23 protein-coding genes and 1 riboswitch are annotated in these 21,174 nt (G+C 57.4%); of the genes, 19 read left to right on the top strand and 4 right to left on the bottom strand.

Annotated elements, in window-relative coordinates:
* The first annotated feature begins 27 nt into the window (after positions 1–27).
* Both BBA90_RS01020 and BBA90_RS01015 read left to right on the top strand, forming a co-directional pair.
* Positions 28–753 (top strand): pirin family protein, encoded by a 726-nt coding sequence (locus tag BBA90_RS01020; RefSeq protein WP_065647475.1) that lies wholly within the window; start codon positions 28–30, stop codon positions 751–753.
* Between the two features lie 267 nt (positions 754–1,020).
* Positions 1,021–1,233: a glycine zipper 2TM domain-containing protein gene (locus BBA90_RS01015; RefSeq protein ID WP_065647474.1), complete on the top strand. Its 213-nt coding sequence runs from the start codon at positions 1,021–1,023 to the stop codon at positions 1,231–1,233.
* 116 nt (positions 1,234–1,349) lie between these two features.
* Here BBA90_RS01015 and BBA90_RS01010 read toward each other — a convergent pair whose 3' ends face one another.
* A complete protein-coding gene (locus BBA90_RS01010) occupies positions 1,350–1,787 on the bottom strand; it encodes a 6,7-dimethyl-8-ribityllumazine synthase (protein WP_065647473.1) in 438 nt (145 codons plus the stop codon).
* A 463-nt stretch (positions 1,788–2,250) separates the two neighbouring features.
* Here BBA90_RS01010 and BBA90_RS01005 point away from each other — a divergent pair, with 463 nt between their 5' ends.
* From BBA90_RS01005 to BBA90_RS00970, 7 genes are all read left to right on the top strand, one after another.
* Positions 2,251–2,496, top strand: a complete 246-nt coding sequence (locus BBA90_RS01005) for a type II toxin-antitoxin system Phd/YefM family antitoxin (protein WP_065647655.1) — start codon at positions 2,251–2,253, stop codon at positions 2,494–2,496.
* Entirely contained in the window at positions 2,489–2,920 is a 432-nt protein-coding gene (locus BBA90_RS01000; RefSeq protein ID WP_052246551.1) for a type II toxin-antitoxin system VapC family toxin, read from the top strand. The genes BBA90_RS01005 and BBA90_RS01000 overlap by 8 nt, the downstream gene beginning before the upstream one ends.
* Positions 2,921–3,344: 424 nt before the next feature.
* Positions 3,345–3,465: riboswitch (TPP riboswitch) on the top strand.
* A 122-nt stretch (positions 3,466–3,587) separates the two neighbouring features.
* On the top strand, positions 3,588–4,532 hold the full coding sequence (locus BBA90_RS00990) for an FAD-dependent oxidoreductase (protein WP_065647471.1): 945 nt from the start codon (positions 3,588–3,590) through the stop codon (positions 4,530–4,532).
* A complete protein-coding gene (gene thiS, locus BBA90_RS00985; RefSeq protein WP_065647470.1) occupies positions 4,516–4,713 on the top strand; it encodes a sulfur carrier protein ThiS in 198 nt (65 codons plus the stop codon). The genes BBA90_RS00990 and thiS overlap by 17 nt, the downstream gene beginning before the upstream one ends.
* A gap of 3 nt (positions 4,714–4,716) precedes the next feature.
* Positions 4,717–5,475 carry a thiazole synthase gene (locus tag BBA90_RS00980; RefSeq protein WP_065647469.1) on the top strand — a complete coding sequence of 253 codons (759 nt, stop codon included), beginning with the start codon at positions 4,717–4,719 and terminating at the stop codon, positions 5,473–5,475.
* A 10-nt stretch (positions 5,476–5,485) separates the two neighbouring features.
* The gene (locus BBA90_RS00975) at positions 5,486–6,493 is read left to right on the top strand and encodes a HesA/MoeB/ThiF family protein (protein WP_065647468.1); all 1,008 of its coding nucleotides are present in this window, start codon (positions 5,486–5,488) and stop codon (positions 6,491–6,493) included.
* Positions 6,494–6,559: 66 nt separating this feature from the next.
* Positions 6,560–7,018, top strand: coding sequence for a hypothetical protein (locus BBA90_RS00970; protein WP_065647467.1), 459 nt, complete (start codon positions 6,560–6,562; stop codon positions 7,016–7,018).
* A gap of 412 nt (positions 7,019–7,430) precedes the next feature.
* Here the strand turns inward: BBA90_RS00970 and BBA90_RS00965 are convergent, their stop codons facing one another.
* Positions 7,431–8,345: a LysR family transcriptional regulator gene (locus BBA90_RS00965; protein ID WP_065647466.1), complete on the bottom strand. Its 915-nt coding sequence runs from the start codon at positions 8,343–8,345 to the stop codon at positions 7,431–7,433.
* Positions 8,346–8,482: 137 nt separating this feature from the next.
* Between BBA90_RS00965 and BBA90_RS00960 the strand changes: the two genes are divergently transcribed.
* The 3 genes from BBA90_RS00960 (at position 8,483) to BBA90_RS00950 (ending at position 11,613) form a co-directional block, all read left to right on the top strand.
* Positions 8,483–9,484, top strand: coding sequence for a zinc-binding alcohol dehydrogenase family protein (locus tag BBA90_RS00960; RefSeq protein ID WP_065647465.1), 1,002 nt, complete (start codon positions 8,483–8,485; stop codon positions 9,482–9,484).
* Positions 9,485–9,702: 218 nt separating this feature from the next.
* Positions 9,703–10,470, top strand: coding sequence for a transporter substrate-binding domain-containing protein (locus BBA90_RS00955; RefSeq protein ID WP_065647464.1), 768 nt, complete (start codon positions 9,703–9,705; stop codon positions 10,468–10,470).
* Positions 10,471–10,509: 39 nt separating this feature from the next.
* Positions 10,510–11,613, top strand: coding sequence for a DUF2817 domain-containing protein (locus tag BBA90_RS00950; RefSeq protein ID WP_065647463.1), 1,104 nt, complete (start codon positions 10,510–10,512; stop codon positions 11,611–11,613).
* Here BBA90_RS00950 and BBA90_RS00945 read toward each other — a convergent pair.
* Positions 11,575–12,345 (bottom strand): HalD/BesD family halogenase, encoded by a 771-nt coding sequence (locus BBA90_RS00945; RefSeq protein ID WP_065647462.1) that lies wholly within the window; start codon positions 12,343–12,345, stop codon positions 11,575–11,577. The genes BBA90_RS00950 and BBA90_RS00945 overlap by 39 nt on opposite strands.
* Positions 12,346–12,443: 98 nt before the next feature.
* Here BBA90_RS00945 and BBA90_RS00940 point away from each other — a divergent pair, with 98 nt between their 5' ends.
* The 3 genes from BBA90_RS00940 to BBA90_RS00930 are packed head-to-tail and all read left to right on the top strand — an operon-like array spanning position 12,444 to position 14,701.
* Positions 12,444–13,346 carry a LysR substrate-binding domain-containing protein gene (locus BBA90_RS00940; protein WP_065647461.1) on the top strand — a complete coding sequence of 301 codons (903 nt, stop codon included), beginning with the start codon at positions 12,444–12,446 and terminating at the stop codon, positions 13,344–13,346.
* A 56-nt stretch (positions 13,347–13,402) separates the two neighbouring features.
* The gene (locus tag BBA90_RS00935; protein ID WP_065647460.1) at positions 13,403–14,260 is read left to right on the top strand and encodes an AraC family transcriptional regulator; all 858 of its coding nucleotides are present in this window, start codon (positions 13,403–13,405) and stop codon (positions 14,258–14,260) included.
* 33 nt (positions 14,261–14,293) lie between these two features.
* Positions 14,294–14,701, top strand: coding sequence for a DUF2000 domain-containing protein (locus BBA90_RS00930; RefSeq protein ID WP_065647459.1), 408 nt, complete (start codon positions 14,294–14,296; stop codon positions 14,699–14,701).
* Positions 14,702–14,721: 20 nt separating this feature from the next.
* Here the strand turns inward: BBA90_RS00930 and BBA90_RS00925 are convergent, their stop codons facing one another.
* Entirely contained in the window at positions 14,722–15,756 is a 1,035-nt protein-coding gene (locus BBA90_RS00925) for a LacI family DNA-binding transcriptional regulator (protein ID WP_065647458.1), read from the bottom strand.
* A gap of 211 nt (positions 15,757–15,967) precedes the next feature.
* Between BBA90_RS00925 and BBA90_RS00920 the strand changes: the two genes are divergently transcribed.
* The 4 genes from BBA90_RS00920 to BBA90_RS00905 all read left to right on the top strand — a co-directional run bounded on the left by BBA90_RS00920 (position 15,968) and on the right by BBA90_RS00905 (position 21,166).
* Entirely contained in the window at positions 15,968–16,996 is a 1,029-nt protein-coding gene (locus BBA90_RS00920) for an ABC transporter substrate-binding protein (protein WP_065647457.1), read from the top strand.
* Between the two features lie 74 nt (positions 16,997–17,070).
* The gene (locus tag BBA90_RS00915) at positions 17,071–19,293 is read left to right on the top strand and encodes an ABC transporter permease (protein WP_065647456.1); all 2,223 of its coding nucleotides are present in this window, start codon (positions 17,071–17,073) and stop codon (positions 19,291–19,293) included.
* A complete protein-coding gene (locus tag BBA90_RS00910; protein WP_065647455.1) occupies positions 19,290–20,351 on the top strand; it encodes an ABC transporter ATP-binding protein in 1,062 nt (353 codons plus the stop codon). Before BBA90_RS00915 ends, BBA90_RS00910 begins: the two co-directional genes overlap by 4 nt.
* Positions 20,352–20,365: 14 nt before the next feature.
* Complete coding sequence (locus BBA90_RS00905; protein WP_065647454.1) at positions 20,366–21,166, top strand: inositol monophosphatase family protein; 801 nt, start codon at positions 20,366–20,368, stop codon at positions 21,164–21,166.
* The last annotated feature ends 8 nt before the right edge of the window (positions 21,167–21,174 follow it).

Below are 21,174 nucleotides of genomic sequence, written 5' to 3'. Positions count from 1 at the left end.
TTTTCCTTACTTATTCAGGAGCAGATCATGATTGAACAACGCCTCTCACATCAGCGCGGCACCGGCGATCACGGCTGGCTGCATTCCCGTCATACGTTTTCGTTTGCCGGTTACCGCGACCCGCAGCAGGTGGGTTTCTCCGACCTGCTGGTGATCAACGATGACCGTGTTGCGCCCGGGCGCGGCTTTGGTGCTCATCCGCACAACAATATGGAGATCATCTCTTATGTGCTGGAAGGCGCGCTGGAGCACAAAGATTCAATGGGCACCGGTTCCGTTATCGTACCGGGTGACGTGCAGCTGATGAGCGCCGGCAGCGGCGTGACGCACAGCGAGTTTAACCACTCGAAAAATGACAACGTGCATTTTCTGCAGATCTGGATTGTTCCGGCAGAGCGTAACACCCCGCCCGGCTATCAGCAGGTTTCGGTGGCGGAAGAGGAAAAACGCGGCAAACTGCGCCTGATTGTCTCTCCGCAGGGTGACGCCGGTTCGCTGCAGGTGCGTCAGGACATGCGTATCTATGCCGGTTTGTTCACGGGTGATGAGCAGCAAACGCTGACGCTGGCAGCCGATCGCTACGCCTATATTCACGTGGCGCGCGGCAGTATCAACGTTAATGGTGTGAGCTTCAACGCAGGCGACGGCGCGCGGGTGCGTAATGAAACGGCGCTGACCTTTGCGCAGGGTAATGATGCAGAGGTGCTGGTGTTCGATCTGCGCCCGCTTGAAGTCAATCATCCTCAGCGTTAATAGTAAAAAAGGGTAGCGTGCCGCAGCGGGCTACCCTTTATTCAGAACTGTTCTCCATTATTTCCTCACGTTTGACTGTTTTCTCAGCGCTCAATTCTGAACCCGTACAGGGCCACGCTAAAATAAGAATTTTTACCTTCCTTTAATTTTAGTCACGCTTTAAATTTGCATCCTGAGACCCATGCTATCTTTCAGCAAAGGGCGATCAAATAACAAACAACATTAACCTGATTGCATTCCATTTTTTAAATGGTAATGAGGATTTTGATGACTTTAAAACGCAGCTTTAATATTGTTGCCGTGCTGGTGCTGGCTTTTTCTGTTACCGCATGCAGCGGCATGTCACACCGTGGTAAAAATACCGCAATTGGCGCTGGCGTCGGCGCACTGGGCGGTGCCGTGCTGACCGGTGGCAGTACCTTCGGTACGCTGGGCGGGGCGGCTATTGGCGGATTGATTGGCCATGAAGCAAGTCGTTAAACAGTAAATATGACAGGACGCGCATGATGATATTATTGCGCGTCCTGTAAATAAGCTTATTTCTGCATTGCACGCCATTATTAAACAGGCGGAATAAACGTAATACTTTATCAGCCTTAATCAATATTAAGCTGATGAATAGCCAGCACGGCTCGCGCAGCTTCTTTTCCCTTCTTAATAAAATGTTCGGTATAAAAAGATTCCAGTTCATTGACCGGCTGAAAATTATGTGGCGTCAGTGAAACGGAAAATACCGGTACGTTGGTACTGAGCTGCACGCTCATCAGGCCATCAACCACCGCCTGCGCAACAAAATCGTGACGGTAAATTCCGCCATCTACAACCAGTGCTGCACAAACGATAGCGTCAAAACGTCCGGTTTCGGCCAGGCGCTTTGCCAGCAGCGGCATCTCAAAAGCGCCGGGCACATCATAGGTTTTGAGCACGCTGTCGACGCCCTGCTCATTGAATTCACTGACAAAACCCGCCAGCGCATTGTTCACAATATCTTTATGCCAGCCAGCCTTGATAAAGGCGATTTTAATCTGTTCCATAAGTCTTCCGTCATTGGCCAAAGTAGAGTAGGCGGATAATTATCCGTAAATTTTCATCATTTTCATTAACATGAGTGTGTATAACATAGCCTGGTTGCGCGATCCACTCCGTTGCGATGCAGGTTTTTCATGTCACCTGCGGGCCGAAATCACGCTCCGGACATAGGGTGAAAACGAAAACTATTTTGAGTCGATGCTAAGCGCTCAAAGCTGATCAAGAACATCCGGGACTGAACGCTTTGCACCCATTAGCCCGTTGGCGATATCAATGGCAATTTTCACCCCTGTTTAACTTTGTTTGATGCAAATTTTCCGATCCCGAATATTCGTCCATTGCATAGAGAAAACATCGGTTATCCCCTAAGAGTAATTAGATCAAGGGGTTAACTAAAATATGACCCCTTGACCACTTTTATCAGGTAGGTGATAATATGACCTCATGACCACAATTAGTGAGGTTAGTATGAAAGTTCTGAACGTAGCCGAATCGAAAGCTCGTTACTCTCAGCTTTTGAGTTCAGCGAGTAGTGGTGAAAGTTTCATCATTGCTAACCACGGCGATCCGATAGCCATGATCGTTCCTTATAAATCAGCGCCTCTGCTAAACCGTGTCGGCTTTTTAGATCACAAAAAGTATGCCATTCCTGAGAATTTCAACGATTTCATGTCAGATGAAATTCAGTCGATGTTTGAAGGTGGCAATGACTAGTCCTGTAAGAACGCGGAACATCTTTAATCGTTATCTTCTTGATACTCATTATCTTATCTGGGCTTGCGCAGACTCTAAGCGTCTTCCGCAAGCCTGTTTCGATCTGATTGTTGATCCCTTAAATGAGCTATATTTTTCCGCCGCATCTATTCATGAAATCGCCATAAAATTCGCATTAGGGAAACCTCATTTTACGGTTGATCCAGAGGAGATATTGCGCGGATTGCTCGCAAACGGTTATAACGAACTTCCCATTTCATCACATCACACCGTAAGTCTTAAGCGTTTGCCTCGTGATATGCACGGCGATCCGTTTGACCGGCTGATCGTTGCTCAGGCGAACATGGAGGCGCTGACCTTAATCACGGATGATGAAAAAATTATTCGATATTGTTCGGATTACATTCCGATGAAAACGTTCTGATAAAACACACCCGTCCCGAGCGGTTTTTTTTATGGGCTACATTCATGGCTGAAACAATGACCGGGATCTGGGCGGCGTGCCCGGTCGCACCTTCAGCAAGGTTCATTACCGCAGCATTACCCGCACACAGGAAGCAGCCAAAGCCCTCGCCGCGACGATTCAAGGCTTTGAGTCTTTTATGATCACCAGACGTAAACGTGGCATTACATTCTCTGTTTTCATGAAAAATATATTAATTGAATGTGATCTCATTTCTGGCCTCAGACGCTAATAAGCCATAAAGTCGTGTTCAAAACGGCTTCTAAGTTATTGTTTATAAGTGGTGAGAAACCGCAAAAAGTCGTTTTTTGCAGTGCAAAATTTAAGCTCCTGAAGAGAACCTTAAAAAGCGCGCCTTGACGGCGTGATGCGGCTTGAATAAAACTAAAGATGTCGGGGGAGTCTCGCCACAGAGACTGAGAGGCTGATAGCGCAACCGCGCGGTTCAGCGACCCTTTGAACCTGACCCAGTTGATACTGGCGTAGGAAGACTGAGGGCGCCCGACCGGTGCCGTCCTGGATGTTGCAGCAAACGGCTGTACCTCCCTATCTCCCTTCCTGTATCTACGGGTCTCAGTCAACACTGAGAGGCCGATGTGACCCTTCTTTTTTATCCGGAAACCGGACAATGAGCCGCTGGAGCGTGTTAGGCGCAGGCGTCAGCGGACTATGCGTGGCCACTCTGCTGGCGGAGCGTGGTGAATCCGTTGAAGTCATCGATGACGCGCAGCGTCCGCCTGCCTCGTGGTATGCCGGCGGCATGCTGGCACCCTGGTGTGAAGCAGAAAGCGCGCCCGCCGAGGTTATTTCACTGGGTCAGCATGCCGCCCGCTGGTGGCAGCAGCGCGTCAGCGGCGTTGAGCATCAGGGTACGCTGGTGCTGGCTCCGCCACGCGACAGTCAGGAACTGAACCGTTTTGCGCGCCTCACCCACGCGCATCAGTGGGTCAATCCGGCAGAAGTGGAGCCGGCGCTGGAAGATCGTTTCGCACGGGGGCTGCTGTTTGCGGGCGAAGCACACCTTGATCCCCGGCTGGCACTCACCGAACTGCGTCAGAACCTTGAAGCTCAGGGTACAACGTTCCATCACGCTGCGCCTTCGGGCCAGATTATCGATTGTCGCGGCATTCATGCCCGCGCTGCGTTGCCATCATTACGGGCGGTGCGCGGTGAAATGATTATTTTACAGAGTCAGGAACTGCATTTTTCGCGACCGCTTCGCCTGCTGCATCCGCGCTTTCCCTGCTATCTGGTCCCGCGGCGCAACGGCTGTTTCATGCTGGGAGCCACCATGATCGAGAGCGATGATGACAGCGCGATCAGCGCCCGCGCGATGATGGAGCTGCTGAGCGCCGCGTGGACGATACATCCGGCGCTGGCTGAAGCGCGCATCATTGAGAGCGCCAGTGGCCTGCGGCCCGCCTGGCCGGACAACCTGCCCGAAATTCGTTATCAAAACGGTATTCACTATCTTAACGGCATGTATCGCCACGGCTTTCTGCTGGCGCCGATGCTTGCAGAGCAGCTGATGCAACAACTGACTCAGGAGACCCCTTATGCAAATCCAGCTTAACGGACAGACCATTGAAACGCAGGCGCAGACAGTGAGCGAACTGCTGCAGGAGCAGCAGATTGATGCCAGCTGTGTGGCGACGGCGCTGAATGGCAACTTCGTGCCCAGAAGCGCTTATCCGCACCAGTCGCTGGCGGCGGGCTGCCAGCTGGAAGTGCTGTCGCCGATGCAGGGAGGGTAAGGCATGTTTTATGATTTTGCAGGCACATCGCGCTTTCTGCTCGGGACCGCCGGGTATCCGTCACCGGCCATTCTGCAGCAGGCCATAGCGGCGGCAGGCAGTGAAATTATCACCGTAAGCTTGCGGCGGGAAGGCAGTGCGGGTGCCGCGTTTCGCGAACTGCTGACCAGCCTGAACGTCCGCATACTGCCAAATACTGCAGGCTGCCACACGGTGAAGGAAGCGGTCACCACGGCGCATATGGCGCGCGAACTGTTTAATACTGTCTGGATCAAACTTGAGGTGATCGGGCACGCTGATACGCTGCAGCCCGATCCGTTTGCGCTGGTGGAAGCCGCACGCATCCTGTGTGCCGAAGGCTTCAGCGTGTTTCCCTATACCACAGAAGATCTGATTGTTGGCGAGAAACTGCTGGCTGCCGGCTGTGAGTTATTAATGCCCTGGGGGGCGCCGATTGGCTCCGGGCAGGGGCTGCGTAACATTGACGGGCTGCGCGCCATGCGGGCGTGGTTCCCGGATACACCGCTGATTATCGATGCCGGCATCGGTGCGCCTTCACAGGCGGCGCAGGCGATGGAGCTGGGCTTTGATGGCATCCTGCTTAACACTGCCGTCGCGAAAGCGGGCGATCCCATCCGCATGGCAGCGGCGTTCAGCCAGGCGATTGCTGCGGGGCGCAGCGCCTGTGAGGCGGGGCTGATGGAAAAGCGCGACATGGCGATGGCGTCAACGCCGATATTTGGTCTGGCCACGCTGAGCTGAGGAGAACAGGATGGAGCGCTATCAGCGACAAATGATGTTGCCGGAAATTGGTGAGTCAGGACAGCGTAAACTGATGCAGGCGCGCGTGCTGATAGCAGGCGCGGGGGGGCTGAGCGCAACGCTTCTGCCGCAGCTGGCGGGAGCAGGTGTGGGAACGCTGCGTATTTATGATGCCGATGACGTGGCGCTGCATAATCTGCATCGCCAGACGCTGTTTACGCAGCAGGATATCGGGCAGTCAAAAGTGCTCAGTGCGCGTCAGGCGCTGGTACAGCGTAATCCGGAGGTCAATATCGAAACCTGCGCGCAGGCGCTGACGGCAAGTAATATCGCGCAGGCTATCGCTGGCTGCACGCTGGTCATCGACGCGGCCGATAATTTTGCCGTGACCTGGCAACTTTCAGACGCCTGCTATGCGGCCGGTACGCCGTTTATCAGCGCTTCAGTGCTGGGCCGGCAGGGCTATGCGGGCGGATTTTGCGGTGGTGCTCCCAGCTACCGGGCGCTGTTTCCCCGGCTGCCGCGTACGGCCGCCAGCTGTAGCACGGCAGGCGTGATGGGACCGGCTGTGGCCGTGCTGGGTGCCATGCAGGCGCAGATGGCCCTGACGGTACTGCTTGAGCTGCAGCCGTCACCGCTGGGATTGATGGTTAACTGCGATTTTGTGAACTGGCACTTTCGGGCGTTTCGCTTTGATGAAGCGCAGGAACCTGCTGTACCGGGCGTGCCCTTTATCGATCGCTCGCTGCTTACTCCGGCAGATTGTGTCGTCGAACTACGCAGCCGGGATGAAGCGCCCGTCAGCGTGGCCAGCCAGGCTGAACGCATTTTACCGGCAGACCTGTCTGCCTGGCAGCCCCCCGCCGGACGGCGCATTGTGCTGGTTTGCGCCAGCGGCCTGCGCGCTGCGCAGGCGGCCAGCGAGCTGGCGGAGCGGGGCTATACAGACCTGGCTATCCTGGCGGCAAACAATATCCCGGAGGCAGGCAGTTTTTCGGAAAATACTGGAATCCTGTGACTGTTATCACATGAGAAGCCACGCTAAACTAAACGCTTCTCATTTTGTTAAGGGGTGTTCGTCACAATGTTTTCACGTTTTACACTGGCTTCTTTAGCCGCTGCCTTGCTGCTTACCGGCTGCGCCCGTCATCATTCCGGTGAGGCTGCCAGCAGCACGCCAGCAGAAGTAAGTGCTGCCGCGCCGATTGAGAACAGCAACACCGACACGCCCTTTGCCAGCGGCCCCACGGTGATTAACGTTTCGCACCTGGTTACGCGCACTGATGACGGATCGGCAGTGTATGTCACCGTTGACGGTCAGGACGCAGGTATGCTGAAAAAAGGTGAGAATAAAGAGATCCGCGTTGCGGCAGGCAAGCATGAAATTGGCGGCTACGTCCAGACGCTGTTTGGTTTTGGCAAAGTCACTATTCCCGGGGTTGATATCACCACGGATGCGACTAACCCGAAACATGTGGTTTATTCGGTGACCCGTCAGCGTCCGCAGTTCAGCGAAAGCAGTACGCCTCCCGATAACTCCTGAGAAAGTGCGGTGCTGCAGCACCGCTCCATCACGCGACACTCTGCACTATTCAGGTGGCTGTCTGACATCAGCTCAGCAGCGCATGAATGACATCAATGACATTGATGACGACAATAAAAAACACAATGTGCGTAAGCGGCCTGCGCGACCGGGATCTGGAATAAGACATTACCCATCCTGAATAGTTGGCCTGACAAATATGTACTGTCACTTACTATTACCTATTCAGAATAAGAATACCATGCCAGGCCAGGCTAAACCGGAGGGATGCCCGGGTTACACACCCGGAGAAGGCTGTCAGGATGCAATTTATGGTATACATGCAGCAGAGAATAGAGAGCAATCCGAACCCGATTATCAGAAGTGCTGGCGCTAATAAGCAGAGCCCTGCGGTTAAAAATCAGGCTGATTGTTAATTTTTGCCCGGCATCGCGATGCTGTTTTGCAGATGCTGACGTAAGTAATGATGAAGAGCGCGGATCGCCGGCGAGAACTGCCGGCGGTGCGGACAGATCAGGTGCAGCGGGGTCGGCTCGCCCGTTACTTCAGGCAGAATCCACTCCAGCCTCCCCAGGCGCACATCTTCAGCCACATCCAGCCAGGATTTATAGGCGATACCCATCCCCGCCAGCGCCCAGCGGCGTGCGACTTCAGCGTCATCGCACAGAAGGCGGCTTTTTACCGTGATGAGCTGCGTGCCATCGCCCTGCGGGAAGCTCCATTTGTCATACACGTGGCCCCCCATCATAAACGGCAGACAGTGATGGCGGGTCAGGTCGGTCAGCGCGGCCGGCCGGCCATGTTCGTTGAGATAATCGGGTGACGCGACCAGTACCCGGCGGTTATTTTCAGCCAGCGGCAGCGCAACGTAGCTGCTCTCCTCTAATTTGCCGTAGCGGATAGCAATATCTACCGGATCGCGGAAGACGTTACTGACCTGATCGGAGAGTGAAAGGCGCAGCTGTAATCCGGTATGCTGACGGCAGAAACGGGTCAGCAAGGGCAGCAGAATATGCCGCCCGATATCAGATGGCATCGCAATTTTCAGTTCACCGCGCAGTTCGTCGTCATGACGCTGCAGACTCTCTGCACCTGCCTGCATCAGCGCCAGCATCTCCTGTGCAAAAGGCAGATAGCGTTCACCCTCGGCGGTCAGTCGCAGACTGCGCGTTGAGCGCGCAAACAGGCGGCGATCGAGATCGCGCTCCAGCCGCTGAATAGCTGCGCTGACCTGACCCGGCAGCAGGTTTGCTTCGCGCGCGGCACGGGAGAAGCTGCCCAGCGCAGCCGATCGGACAAACAGCGTAATATCTTCGAGGCGAACCATAACGTTTTTACCTGATGAACTGGATTTTCACTCTACGAGTGAAAGTCTTCCCCTGCAACGTTGATTTTTCCATGTGCTATTGCCCGCTATGCTTGATGGGTACACAAAAAACCTGTCAATCACCATGGAGATAAGGCATGAAAGCCATTGTTTATAGTCAGAACGGCTTACCCATTTCGGATGAAAATGCGCTGTATGACGCTGAGGTTGCCAAACCCCGGCCCGGCGCCCGCGATCTGCTGGTCAAAATCAATGCCATCGCGGTGAATCCGGTCGATACAAAAGTACGTAAAGGTGCCGCCACTGAGCAGCCGCGTATTCTGGGCTGGGATGCCGTTGGCGTGGTAGAAGCAGTGGGTGAAGCGGTTACGCTGTTCCGGCCGGGTGATGAGGTGTTTTATGCCGGCGATATCAGTCGGGCCGGCAGCTACGCAGAGTATGGTCTGGTGGATGAGCGCATCGCCGGCCACAAACCGCGCTCCCTGAGCGATGCCGATGCGGCTGCGCTGCCGCTGACGTCACTCACCGCGTGGGAGCTGCTGTTTGATCGCCTTGAGGTGCAGGCGGATGAGAACGCAGCGCTGCTGATTGTGGGCGCGGGCGGGGGCGTGGGTTCTATCCTTACTCAGCTGGCACGCAAGCTCACCGGTCTGACGATTATCGGCACGGCATCACGTCCGGAAACCGAAGCGTGGGTGCAGCAGCAGGGCGCACATCATGTCATCAATCATCATCAGCCGCTGGCGGAGCAGCTGCGCGCACTCGGCATCGACACGGTGAAGTATGTTGCGTCGCTGACGCACACTGACAGCTACTATACGCAGCTGATTGAAGTGCTGGCGCCGCAGGGGAAACTGGCGCTGATTGACGATCCGGAGACGCTGGATGCCATGCCGCTTAAGCGCAAGGCGATCTCATTACACTGGGAACTGATGTTTACGCGTTCGCTGTTTGAAACGCCGGATATGCAGCGGCAGCATGAGATTCTGCAGCGTATCAGCCAGCTGATTGATGAGGGCACGCTGAAGACCACCGCCGGTGAACACCTCGGCACCATTAATGCTGCCAGCCTGCGTAAAGCGCATGCGCTGATCGAGAGCGGACGCGCGCGCGGCAAGCTGGTGCTTAGCGGTTTCTGATAACGTGATTCACCCGGCACGGAGCGGCCGCTTCGTGCCGGGTTTCAGTCAGGAAAACGTCACCCGCCGCCTTAAGTTAATCTGATGGCCGTCGTAATTTTCGCTAACCCCCTAACTATTATAAGAATTTGCTCTGCAAATCTGGTCTGCGGCTATGGCCGAACCCGGCGGGTCATGATATGACTGGTCTCTGTGCTTTCAGCCTTCCGGAGAGAATTATGTACAAGCGAATTTCACTGGCTCTGCTGCTCTCATATTGCGCTATTCAGTCAGCCGCAGCGCAACAGACGCTGCGCTTTGGCGTCGATCCTACTTTTCCACCTTTTGAATCCAAAGCCAGCGATGGATCGCTGCAGGGGTTTGACATCGATCTCGGTAACGCCATTTGTGCCCAGGCCAAAGTGACCTGCAAATGGGTACAGATTGGTTTTGATGGCTCTATTCCGGCGCTGCAGGCGAAGAAGTTTGACGCGATTTTATCGGCGATGTCGATGACAGAGAAACGACGCGAGCAGGTTGCGTTCAGCGATATGCTCTATGTTACGCCCAGCGCGCTCATCACCCCGGCTGACAGCGCGCTGACGGATGACATCGCCACGCTGCGCGGTAAAAACATCGGCGTGGCGCAGGGGACTATTCAGGAAACCTACGCACAGACTTACTGGGCACCCAAAGGCGTCAGCGTGGTTTCCTATCCTAACCAGATGGAAATTTACCCCGATCTGGTTGCCGGGCGACTGGATGGTACGCTGGCCAATGCGGTATCTGCCGATCAGGGCTTTCTGAATACCGCAGAAGGGAAGAAATATGTGAATAAAGTGACCCTGACGGATAAAGCGGTGCTGGGGAATGGCGTGGGGATCGGGCTGCGTAAAGATGACGAGGTGAATCGTAAGCTGATTAACACGGCACTGGCAGAGCTGCACCGTAACGGCACATATGACCGCCTGGCGCAGAAATATTTCAAATATAAAGTCTATCCCTGACCGATATCAGTGAACCCGCTATCTGCCCGCTGGAGGATTATGCATAACCTGACCGATTACCGTGCACAGCGCGCCCGGTTTCTTGCTGCCGTTGAGCAGAAAAAGGGCGTGGTGCACACCTGGCAACATCCGTTAACCGGTCCGGCCGGTGAGGCACTGTTTACCGATCTTGCCGTCATCGGCAATCCGCACGCCCCGCGCGTCATGCTGGTTATCTCCGGCACGCATGGCGTAGAGGGGTATTACGGGTCAGATAATCAGATTGAGTGGCTGAACAGCCTCGATGCTGCCCGCTTACCGGCAGAGTGTGCCGTGATGCTGGTACACCTGCTGAACCCGTGGGGAGCGGCGCATCTGCGGCGCGTGAATGAAGACAATATCGACCTGAACCGCAATTTCATTACGTTCAGCGCGCCGGGGCCGGATAACGCTGACTATGCACGCTATCACGCGTTCTATCACGGTGAACGGGCAGAAGCGGATCGGCTGCTGGCTGCCGCGCTGCAGCGTGACGGCTGGCCGGCGATCAAGCGGGTGGTAGAGGCCGGACAGTATCAGCACGCCGATGGCCTCTTCTATGGCGGACAGCACGCCACCTGGTCGCAGCAGACGCTGCAGAAGATTGTGGACGGCCATCTGCGGCAGGCAGATCAGATCCTGAGCTTTGATCTGCATACCGGCGCCGGGGCCTGGGGACATCCGATGCTGCTGGGCATTGCGCAGCAGCGGGTTCCTGCGCATGCCTGGGGACGCGAACTGTATGGTGAATGGCTGACGCTAATCGGCACCGGCAGCGGGCAGGAGAGCGACACCGGCGTGACGGCAACCGCGACCGGTTACGTGTCGCAGTTTCTGCTGGATCAGCTGCCGGACGGGGCCATACTGCCGCTGGTCGTCGAGTGTGGCACTTATGCGGGTGAAGAGATGCACCGGCGGGTGCGGGACGATCACTGGCTGCACTTACAGGGTGATGTGCAAAGCGCGGCCGGGCAGGCCCTCAAACAGCAGCTGGTTGAGGGGTTCTGGCCGCAGGATAGCGACTGGCGCGCGCTGACGGCCTTCCGTACGCAGCAAATTTTCCGGCGCGGCTGGCAGGCGCTGCTGTCAAAGACGACCATAAAACGTCAGGCGGGCGGTCTCTGACAGCGCGATCCCCGGCTGCGTATTATACGCCAGTACCGCCAGCATGCGGGTGATATCACCCTCGGTCGGCGTCACGCGATGAAGCGAATTGCGTCCGCGAAACAGCACCAGATCGCCCGCGTCAATCGCCAGCGCATCAGGTGTGTGGGTTTGATCCAGCACCGCGGCAACGCCGTCGTAGTTCATCTCGCCTGCGTCAGCATCGCGCAGATCGCGCACGTACTGAAACAGACCGCCCGCCTGCGGCTTCTGCAGCAGCAGAGTAATGGCAAAGGAGGAGTTGTCGAAATGCCAGCCCAGCTCCTGCCCCTGTGCGGCATAGTGCAGGTTGATCGACGAGAGCGGATCGGCATAAGGATAGAGGGCGCTCTCGTTCAGCACTTCACAGAGAAACTGCTTAAACAGCGTGTCGTTGTACAGCTGACGCAGCGGTGAGTCGTGAGCGATCGCCTCATCAGTAATACAGCCTTTGGTGCTGATAACATCGCGGTTACGGGGATGATCTGCGCTTAATGTCTCGTCTGTTTTCAGCAGATAGACGTTATGGTTGCTGCGCGTATGCCAGGCAAGATGGCGCTGTGCGTTGCCTTCTGTAATGATGGCCTGCAGCGCTGCCGGCTGCAGAAACTGCCGCAGTACCAGTGCGCCGTGTTGTTCCAGCTGCGCGCGACACTGCGCGCGCCAGTCAGCGTCCGCCAGCGGATGCAGGTCAAAACGTATTAATTCAGACATAGTGCGGTTCCCGGTAGCAACAGTATGCTGAAAACTCTACGATGCTGCGGCGGGAATGCGTAGCGATAAATCATTACTGCCCTGCTAAGGAAACGTTAATGTCCGTCAGTGCTTCGCGTCTGCCAAAAATCAACCTTATTCTCGCGTTCAAAGCTGCTGCGGAGCTGGGCAGTCTTGCAAAAGCAGCCGCGCACCTGGCGCTGACGCCGGCGGCGATCAGCCAGCAGATCCGCCAGCTGGAGACGCTGCTGGGACACGCCCTGTTTGTGCGTACGCAAAGCGGTGTCATGCTGACAGAAAGTGGCAGAGCCTATCTGCGCTACGTCTCAGAAGCGTTTGATATCCTGCGCATGGGCCAACTCAACCTGCGTCAGGCCGCCATCCGACCCGCGCTGACTCTCTACGCGCTGCCGGCGCTGGCATCAAAGTGGCTGATGCCGCAGCTGAATCACTGGCGGGAGCGCTGCCCTGCGAGCGATCTCTGCCTGCATGGCACCCATGCGCAGGTCGATTTCAGCGCCACGCCGGCTGATTTCGCCATCGTGTTCGGCGAGGATCGCTATCCGCAGCTGGAGAAACAGCGCCTGTTTCATGATGAAGTGCTGCCGGTAGCCAGCCCGGCGCTGCTGCAGCGCTACCCGCGCGATCGGTTATTTAACCAGGCACCGCTGATCCATCTCGACTGGGGTAATGAGGGGCGCTTTCTGCCGGACTGGCGAAGCTGGCTGCAGGCGCGCGGCACTGGCGAACCCGCGCCGCAGCCCGCTTTTACCTTTAACCTGACTTCGCTGGCGATAGATGCTGCGGTGGCTGGCGCCGGGCTGCTGCTGGGACAACGACGCCTGATTGCCGCTGAGCTGGCCCGGGGCGATCTGGTTATCGCAGACAGCTACAGCCTGCCGCTCAGTAAACCTTACTACCTTGTCTGGCCGCAGCGTACGCTGCAGCAGCCCGACGCCCGGGCGCTGATAGCGTGGCTCACTGCGCTTGCGGCCGCCTGATTTTATCCGCACGCTGTTGTCAGATGATCTCAGGCGCTGCAGGAATGGACCAGACTATGTCAGACAGTAAAGATTGGGTTGAGCTGCGGCGCGACCAGGAAACCGGCATTGAGAGTATCAATGCCCATTTTAGCGGGCACGCTTACGATGCACACGATCACGATGAGCTGCTGGTCGGGGTAACCCGGCAGGGCCTGCAGCGCTTTAACTGCCGCCGTGCCTTGCATACCAGTACGCCCGGCCGCGTCATACTTATTGAGCCGGGCGCAGTGCATGATGGCCACGCGCCGGAGGCTGCGGGTTTTACTTATGTCATGCTTTATCTGCCACAGCCGTGGGTGGCTGACATGATGCAGCAGCGCGGGCAGGGTGATATTGCACGGATGGGCGGTGCATTCCGGCATACGCTGACCGATGACGTGCAGCTTGCCCGCGCCACGGAAGAGGCGTGGTATGCCCTTCACCAGCGCGAAGGGCGTCTGGCGCGCGATCAGACGCTGGATCAGCTGATGAACCTTCTGTCCCGGCATCTTGAAGTGCGTCCGGACCGGCCTGAGACGGCGGCACAGCGTCAGATGCTGTTGCTGCGTGATTATCTGCATGATTTTATGGCACAGGATATCGGACTCGACGAACTCTCGCGTCTTGCCGGGCTCGATCGTTTTCGCCTGACGCGCCAGTTTCGGCAGGCATTTGGTCAGTCGCCGCACGCTTATCTGGTGCGCCTGCGGCTGCGTGCAGCGCGTGCGCTGCTGGCGCAGGGCATCGCGCCGGTGGAGGTTGCCGCCCGGACCGGGTTTGCCGATCAGAGCCATCTCGGCCGCTGGTTTCGGCGCGCCTGGCATATGACGCCGGCAACGTATCAGCGCGCGTGCACAAATCTTCTATACGGCGCCCCGCCACGTCAGGAATGATAGCCTTTTCCGTCTGAAAGAGAGCTGTGTTCTATGTCTGATACCAAAATTGCCCTGATCGTACGCGATGATTTAGCCACCTGGCAGCGTCTGAACGTGGTGGCGTTTATCGCGACCGGCCTGGCTGCAGGCGCGCCTGAGATGCTGGGAGAACCCTATATCGATGCGCAGGGGCGTCACTATGGCCGGATCGCCGGACAACCGATGCGCGTGTTTTCCGGCAATCTCTCTGGTCTGCAGCGTGCGCATCGCCAGGGGCTGGAGCGTGAACTGACGCTGATACCCTACGTGGAAGCGATGTTTTCTACCGGAAACGACGCGGCTAACCGCGAGGTGTTTCTGGCAGAAAATGCGGAAGAGATGAATCTGGTTGGCCTTGCGCTGTATGGTCCGAAAAAAGCGGTGGATAAAGCTATTAAAGGGCTGGTGCTGCATGAGTGATCGGCGCGCCTGACACGATATCATCCGCCGCGCACCGAGCCTCGCCAGATCACTTCTGCCTGATAAAGACGCGACGCAGGCGGCTGTTCATCAGCGCCGGATGCGTCGTTCTCGCCCGATTCCGTGGCGCTAAGCCAGGCCACGGCGTCACGGGCAAACTTTTCTACCGGCTGTGCAAAGGTCGTCAGGTTATAGGATGCCCAGCCCGCCTGCGCGATGTTGTCATAACCGAACAGGCAGAGATCGTCCGGCACCCGCAGCCGGAAACGGTGACGCGCTTCATCCATCACACCGCAGGCGATAAGATCGGTCACGCAGAATATTGCATCGGGCCGCTGCGCGCGCGTCAGCAGACGATGCGCCAGAATCTGTCCGCTTTCGTAAGAAGTAGTACCAAACCTCTCTACGGTAACGTGCAGGCCAGCGGCCTCCGCAACGGCCAGAAACGCCGCTTCACGTTTCTGCAGGCTGGGCGTGCCCGCCAGTGAGTTAGCGAATGCAAGGTGGCGGCAGCCCGCACGCTGAAAGGCCATAACGGCGGTTTCAGCAGCACTTTGCGCGTCCAGATGAATGCTGAGCGAGCCTGGCAGCGCTTCATCGCGGTTAATCAGAATGATGCGCTGTCCGTGCCGGTAGCACTGGGCAGTGATGGCACGATCCGGCATGCCTGAAAGGATAATGGATGCGTCGGCGCGAAAATTAATCGCCTGCAGCAGCGCTGCCGACACGCTGTTGTCGGAGCGATCGGTGTTGATCACCATCGCCACTTTGCCCGCCTCCTGCAGAAACTGCGTCAGCCATCTCACCAGCGTAGCGCGATAAGGCGTGGCGATCTCTGAGACGATCAGACAGACAATGCCGCTGCGGTTACGCACCAGACCGCGAGCCAGATGATTCACGTGATAGCCCAGTTCCTCCGCGGCTTTCATCACCCGGGCCCGCGTTGCTGCAGAGACGCTGGCACCCGGGGTAAAAGCACGCGATACCGCCGACCGTGAGACACCTGCCCGCGCTGCCACATCCTGCGCGCTGACAACCGCTTTATCGTTTTGCATTATCACTTCCTCAACTCCCGTCGCTTAATGGAGTCTGCCGCAAATTGCAAAGGTGTGCAAATTATCTCTGAACTCAAATGTTGCAATTTTGTGACACAGGCAGTCAATTGCAGCTTACAGCGTTTGACAGCTTATTTTCTGTCCGTTACTAATTTGCACACACGTGCAAATAATAATGAATCAGCACACCTCTTCCCGACAGGAGACAACTATGCGAATCATCCCCCTGGCCGTTGCGCTTTCACTCTCAGCGGCCGGCCTGCCGCTTACCGCCTCAGCAGCGGGCAACCTGAATATGATCTGTTCAGCAGACGTCGTGGTATGCGAGCAGATGACGCGTATTTTCAGCCAGAGTCATCCCGATATCAAAGTCAGCATGGTGCGGCTGTCAGCCGGAGAGGCTTATGCCCGGCTGCGCAGCGAAGCACGTAACCCGCGTACCGATATCTGGTGGGCCGGCACCGGCGATCCACATATGCAGGCGGCGGCAGAAGGGCTGACGCAGGTCTACAAATCAAAGCTGCTCGATCAGCAGCAGCCGTGGGCGCAGAAACAGGCGGAAAATGCCGGTTATCGCACCGTGGGGATTTATGCGGGCGCGCTGGGCTGGGGATACAACACGAAATTGCTGGCAGAGAAAAAACTGAAAGAACCCACCTGCTGGGCCGACCTGCTTGATCCGGCGTTTAAAGGCGAAATTCAGATCGCCAACCCGAATTCATCCGGCACGGCATACAACACGCTGGCCACGCTGGTGCAGATCATGGGTGAGGATAAGGCCTTTGATTATCTGAAAAAGCTCAATGCCAATATCTCACAATATACCAAGTCGGGTTCGGCACCGGTGAAAGCCGCAGCGCGAGGTGAAGCGACGGTCGGCATTGTGTTTATGCACGATGCAGTCGCCATGCAGGTTGATGGATTCCCGATAAAAACCGTCGCGCCGTGTGAAGGCACCGGCTACGAAATTGGCTCGATGTCAATTGTGAAAGGCGCCCGCAATCTGGCGAATGCCAAAGTCTGGTATGACTGGGCGCTCAGCGCGGAAGCGCAGTCGCATATGAAAGAGGCGAAATCATTCCAGCTGCCCTCTAACCGTAAAGCGGAAATCTCAGAATATGCGCCACGTTTTGAGAACATCAAACTGATCGATTATGACTTCAAAACCTATGGCGATACGGCCAAACGTAAAGCGCTGCTCGGTCGCTGGGATAAAGAGATCGGCTCTGGCGCGCAGTAAATCCACGTCTGCAGACAGACATCCCGGGCTGGTGCCGATTGCATCAGCCCGATCCCTCCCGTTCGAGGTGTTATATGAATTCACATAATCGTCGTCTGACAGGCGCACTGCTATTGGGTGCCGTAGCGCTGACGCTGCTGCCCTGGTACAGCCTGGAAGCGGGTTTTTTTGATACCGGCTGGATCCTGTCGCTCTGGCGCGATGAGGCCAGCGCCCCGGCGCTGTGGCAACTCGGGGCACATCCGTGGCTGGGGGGAGCGCTGGCACTCTGGCTGCTGTGCGGTTTGAGCGGCCTGCTGCCGGGCAGACAGCGCAGCGCGCTGCTGCTGCTTTTCAGCGCACTGGGCGTACTGTTTCTGGTGATTGAGGGCCATGCCATTGGCTACAGCGGCTGGAGCTGGCTGTGGCTGGAGAATCAGTTTGGTACGCTGGAACAGGGGCAGCCTGCAATGGGAGCAGGCGCAATTCTTCTGCTGACCACCTTTCTGCTGCTTTTCGCCTTTGCGCTGGCGGAGCGCGGCGTGCTGAGAGGGGATGCGTTTGTCGTGGCGGCGCTGGTGCTGATCACCGCGCTGGTCAGCGTATTTGTGCTTTATCCGGTGCTGAGTATGTTTGTGGTCTCCGTACAGGACGTTGACGGCAGCTTTCAACCCGATGGCCTGTTAGCTAACCTGCAGGATCCCTCGATCTGGAGCCTCTCCTGTCTGGCAGGCGGTAGCTGCGGGACAGCCTGGCGCACGCTCTGGCTGGCGCTGATGACGGCGACCGGCTCCACGCTGCTGGGCCTCGCTTTTGCGCTCGCCGCCACGCGTACCCCGCTGCCCTGTAAAAAAGCGCTGCGTATGCTGACCATTCTGCCGATCATCACGCCGCCGTTTGTGATCGGACTGGCGCTGATCCTGCTGTTTGGTCGTTCGGGTGTGGTAACGGAACATCTGGCCGCGCTGTTTGGCATAGAGCCCGGGCGCTGGCTCTACGGCCTGACCGGGATCTGGATCGCGCAGGTGCTCTCCTTTACGCCGATCGCCTTTCTGGTGCTGATTGGCGTGGCCGAAGGCGTGAGCCCTTCGCTGGAAGAGGCGTCGCAGACGCTGCGTGCCGATCGCTGGCGCACCTTCAGCCGCGTTTCACTGCCGCTGATGGCGCCAGGCCTGGCAAACGCCTTTCTGATCAGCTTTATCGAGAGCATGGCCGATTTCGGCAACCCGATGGTGCTGGGCGGCAGCCACGGCGTGCTCTCGACAGAAATTTTCTTTTCGGTTGTAGGGGCGCAGAACGATCCGAGCCGGGCGGCGGTGCTGGCGATGATCCTGCTCTGCTTCACGCTGGCTGCCTTTGTGCTGCAGCGTTTGTGGCTGGGCGGTAAAAACTTTGCCACCGTGACCGGCAAAGGGGATGGCGGTCAGCACAGCCAGCTGCCGCCGCTGCTGCGCGGCGGCGTCTATGGGCTGGTGATCCCGTGGGGCCTCTTTACCCTGGTGGTCTACGGCATGATTCTGGTCGGAGGCTTCGTGCAGTCGTGGGGCCTGAACAGTGCGCTGACGGTTGAGCACTATGTGCGTGCTTTCCGCGTCAGCATCAGCGATGGCCATCTGCTGTGGAGCGGGGTGGCGTGGAACTCCTTCTGGACCACGCTGGAAATTGCGCTGATCGCCGCGCCGCTCACCGCTATCGTCGGGCTGCTGACCGCCTGGCTGATTGTCCGCCAGAAGTTCGCCGGCCGGCAGACGTTTGAGTTTCTGCTCATGCTGAGCTTTGCCATTCCCGGTACGGTTATCGGCGTAAGCTATGTCATGGCTTATAACCTGCCGCCGCTGGAGATCACCGGTACGGCCATGATCCTGATCGCCTGTTTTGTCTTCCGTAATATGCCGGTGGGCGTGCGCGGCGGCATTGCCGCCATGAGCCAGCTCGACAAAAGCCTGGATGAAGCATCACTGACGCTGGGCGCCAGCAGCTTCCGCACGCTGCGCAAAGTGGTCCTGCCGCTGCTGAAACCGGCGATCAGCGCCGCGCTGGTCTACGCCTTCGTGCGCGCTATCACCTCCATCAGTGCAGTGATTTTCCTCGTCAGCGCGCAGTACAACATGGCGACGTCCTACATCGTGGGCCTGGTGGAAAACGGGGAGTATGGCGTGGCTATTGCGTACTCCACCGTACTGATCTTTGTCATGCTGCTGATTATCGGCCTGTTCCAGTGGCTGGTGGGTGAGCGCCGGCTGCGCCGTGCAGCGCGCCCGGTGGATGTCGCCGCGCCACCTATTACCCCATCCTTAACGCAGGAGAGTGCTGTATGAGTGCCATCAAAGCAGGTTCCGTTGTATTTGAACACGTCACTAAGCGCTTTGCCGGCTTTAACGCGCTGCCGGATCTCTCGCTCACCGTAGAGCCGGGTACACTGGTGACGCTGCTGGGCCCCTCCGGCTGTGGTAAAACCACCACGCTGCGCCTGCTCGCCGGGCTGGAGCATCCTACCTCCGGGCGGATCCTGATTGGCGGAAAAGATGTTACCCGTCTCCCCGCCAATGAACGTGACGTTGCAATGGTGTTTCAAAGTTACGCGCTGTTCCCCCATATGAGTGCGCTGGACAATATCATGTACGGGCTGCAGTCGTCCGGGATGGCGAAGCGTGAGGCGCAGGATCGCGCGCGTGAGGGTCTGAAGCTGGTGGGACTGGAGAGTCAGGGGCAGCGTCTGCCTTCAGAGCTGTCGGGCGGTCAGCAGCAGCGCATTGCGGTGGCGCGCGCACTGGTACTGGAGCCACAGGTACTGCTGCTGGATGAACCGCTTTCTAACCTGGATGAACGGCTGCGTCGCCGGGTGCGAACCGATATCCGCGATTTACAGCAACGGCTTGGCTTTACAGCGGTTTATGTCACGCACGATCAGGAAGAGGCGCTGGCGGTTTCCGATAAAATCATTGTCATGAAAGAGGGTGACATTGCCCAGCAGGGCGCCCCGGAAACGCTCTACCGCTGTCCGGCCTCAGAATTTATTGCCGATTTTATGGGGGAGGCCAATATCCTGCCGTGTGAAGTTGAGCAGGTAGCGGGCAGTGAGGCACTGATCCGGCTGGGAAACCAGCGCTATCGCGTGCCGGATAATGGCGTACGCGCCGGTACTGCCCGCCTCTCCGTTCGCCCGCAGTTTATTACGCTCAGCTCACACGGCACCGGCGCGCTGGCGGGTGAAGTCACGCACTGCACCTGGCTGGGGGACCATATTGAATATGAAGTGAGCACTGAGCTGGGCGCCTTGTTTATCGTCGATGCACAGATGGAGCAGCAGCTGCCGCTGACTGCACGGGTAGGCGTCGATTTCAAACCACAGGGGCTGGCTCTGATTGCCGGCTGATAAGAGGAAGCGTCATGAGTGAGACATCAAGCAGTGCGCTACAGGCGCGACGGGAGCTGGCTGAACAGGTTGCGCGGGCGGGGGGCGAAAGTGCGCTGGCATGGTTCCGGCAGCGTGAATCGCTAGTGGTGGAAACAAAATATGATCTGCAGGATGTGGTGTCCCGTGCCGATCGTGAAGTTGAGCAGCTGATAGCCGACCAGATCCGCCACCGGTTTCCGCAGGATGGTTTCCTGGGAGAAGAGTATGGCCTGCAGCCCGGCTCATCTGGTTATACCTGGGTGGTGGATCCTATCGATGGCACCAGCCCGTTTCTTAACGGGATGCCTAACTGGTGCGTATCAGTGGCCGTGCTGCATGAGGGAATACCGGTGGTTGGCGTTATTTATGCGCCGGTTTACGAGGAGTGTTATGCCGCCTCTCTCGGCGCAGGCGCAACCCTGAATGGCACGTTACTGCAGGTTGATCCCGCGCGCACCCTGCAAAACCATGTCACCGGTTTTGGTGCCAACAGCCACGTCAGTCCGGAAGAGGTTGGCAGGCTGCTTGCGTCGCTGCTGGCGGCGGGCGGCAACTTTATTCGTATTGGCTCAGGCGCTCTGATGCTGGCATGGGTCGCCGCAGGGCGGGTGGTAGGCTATTTTGAACCCTATATGCACGCCTGGGATTGTCTGGCGGGGTATTGCCTGGTGAAAGAGGCGGGGGGCTGGTATCACCCGTTCAATACCGAAGGCGACCGCCTGCTGAAAGGCGCGCAGGTGCTGGCAGTGGCGCCCGGTGCGGAAACCGAACTCAGGCAGATTGCCGGCGTGTAAAGGGGCAG

Source organism: Pantoea eucrina, from assembly GCF_001691555.1.
Classification (GTDB): Bacteria; Pseudomonadota; Gammaproteobacteria; order Enterobacterales; family Enterobacteriaceae; genus Pantoea; species Pantoea borealis.
The sequence above is the reverse complement of the archived record's forward strand: the minus strand, read 5'-3'. Positions and strand labels throughout refer to the sequence as shown.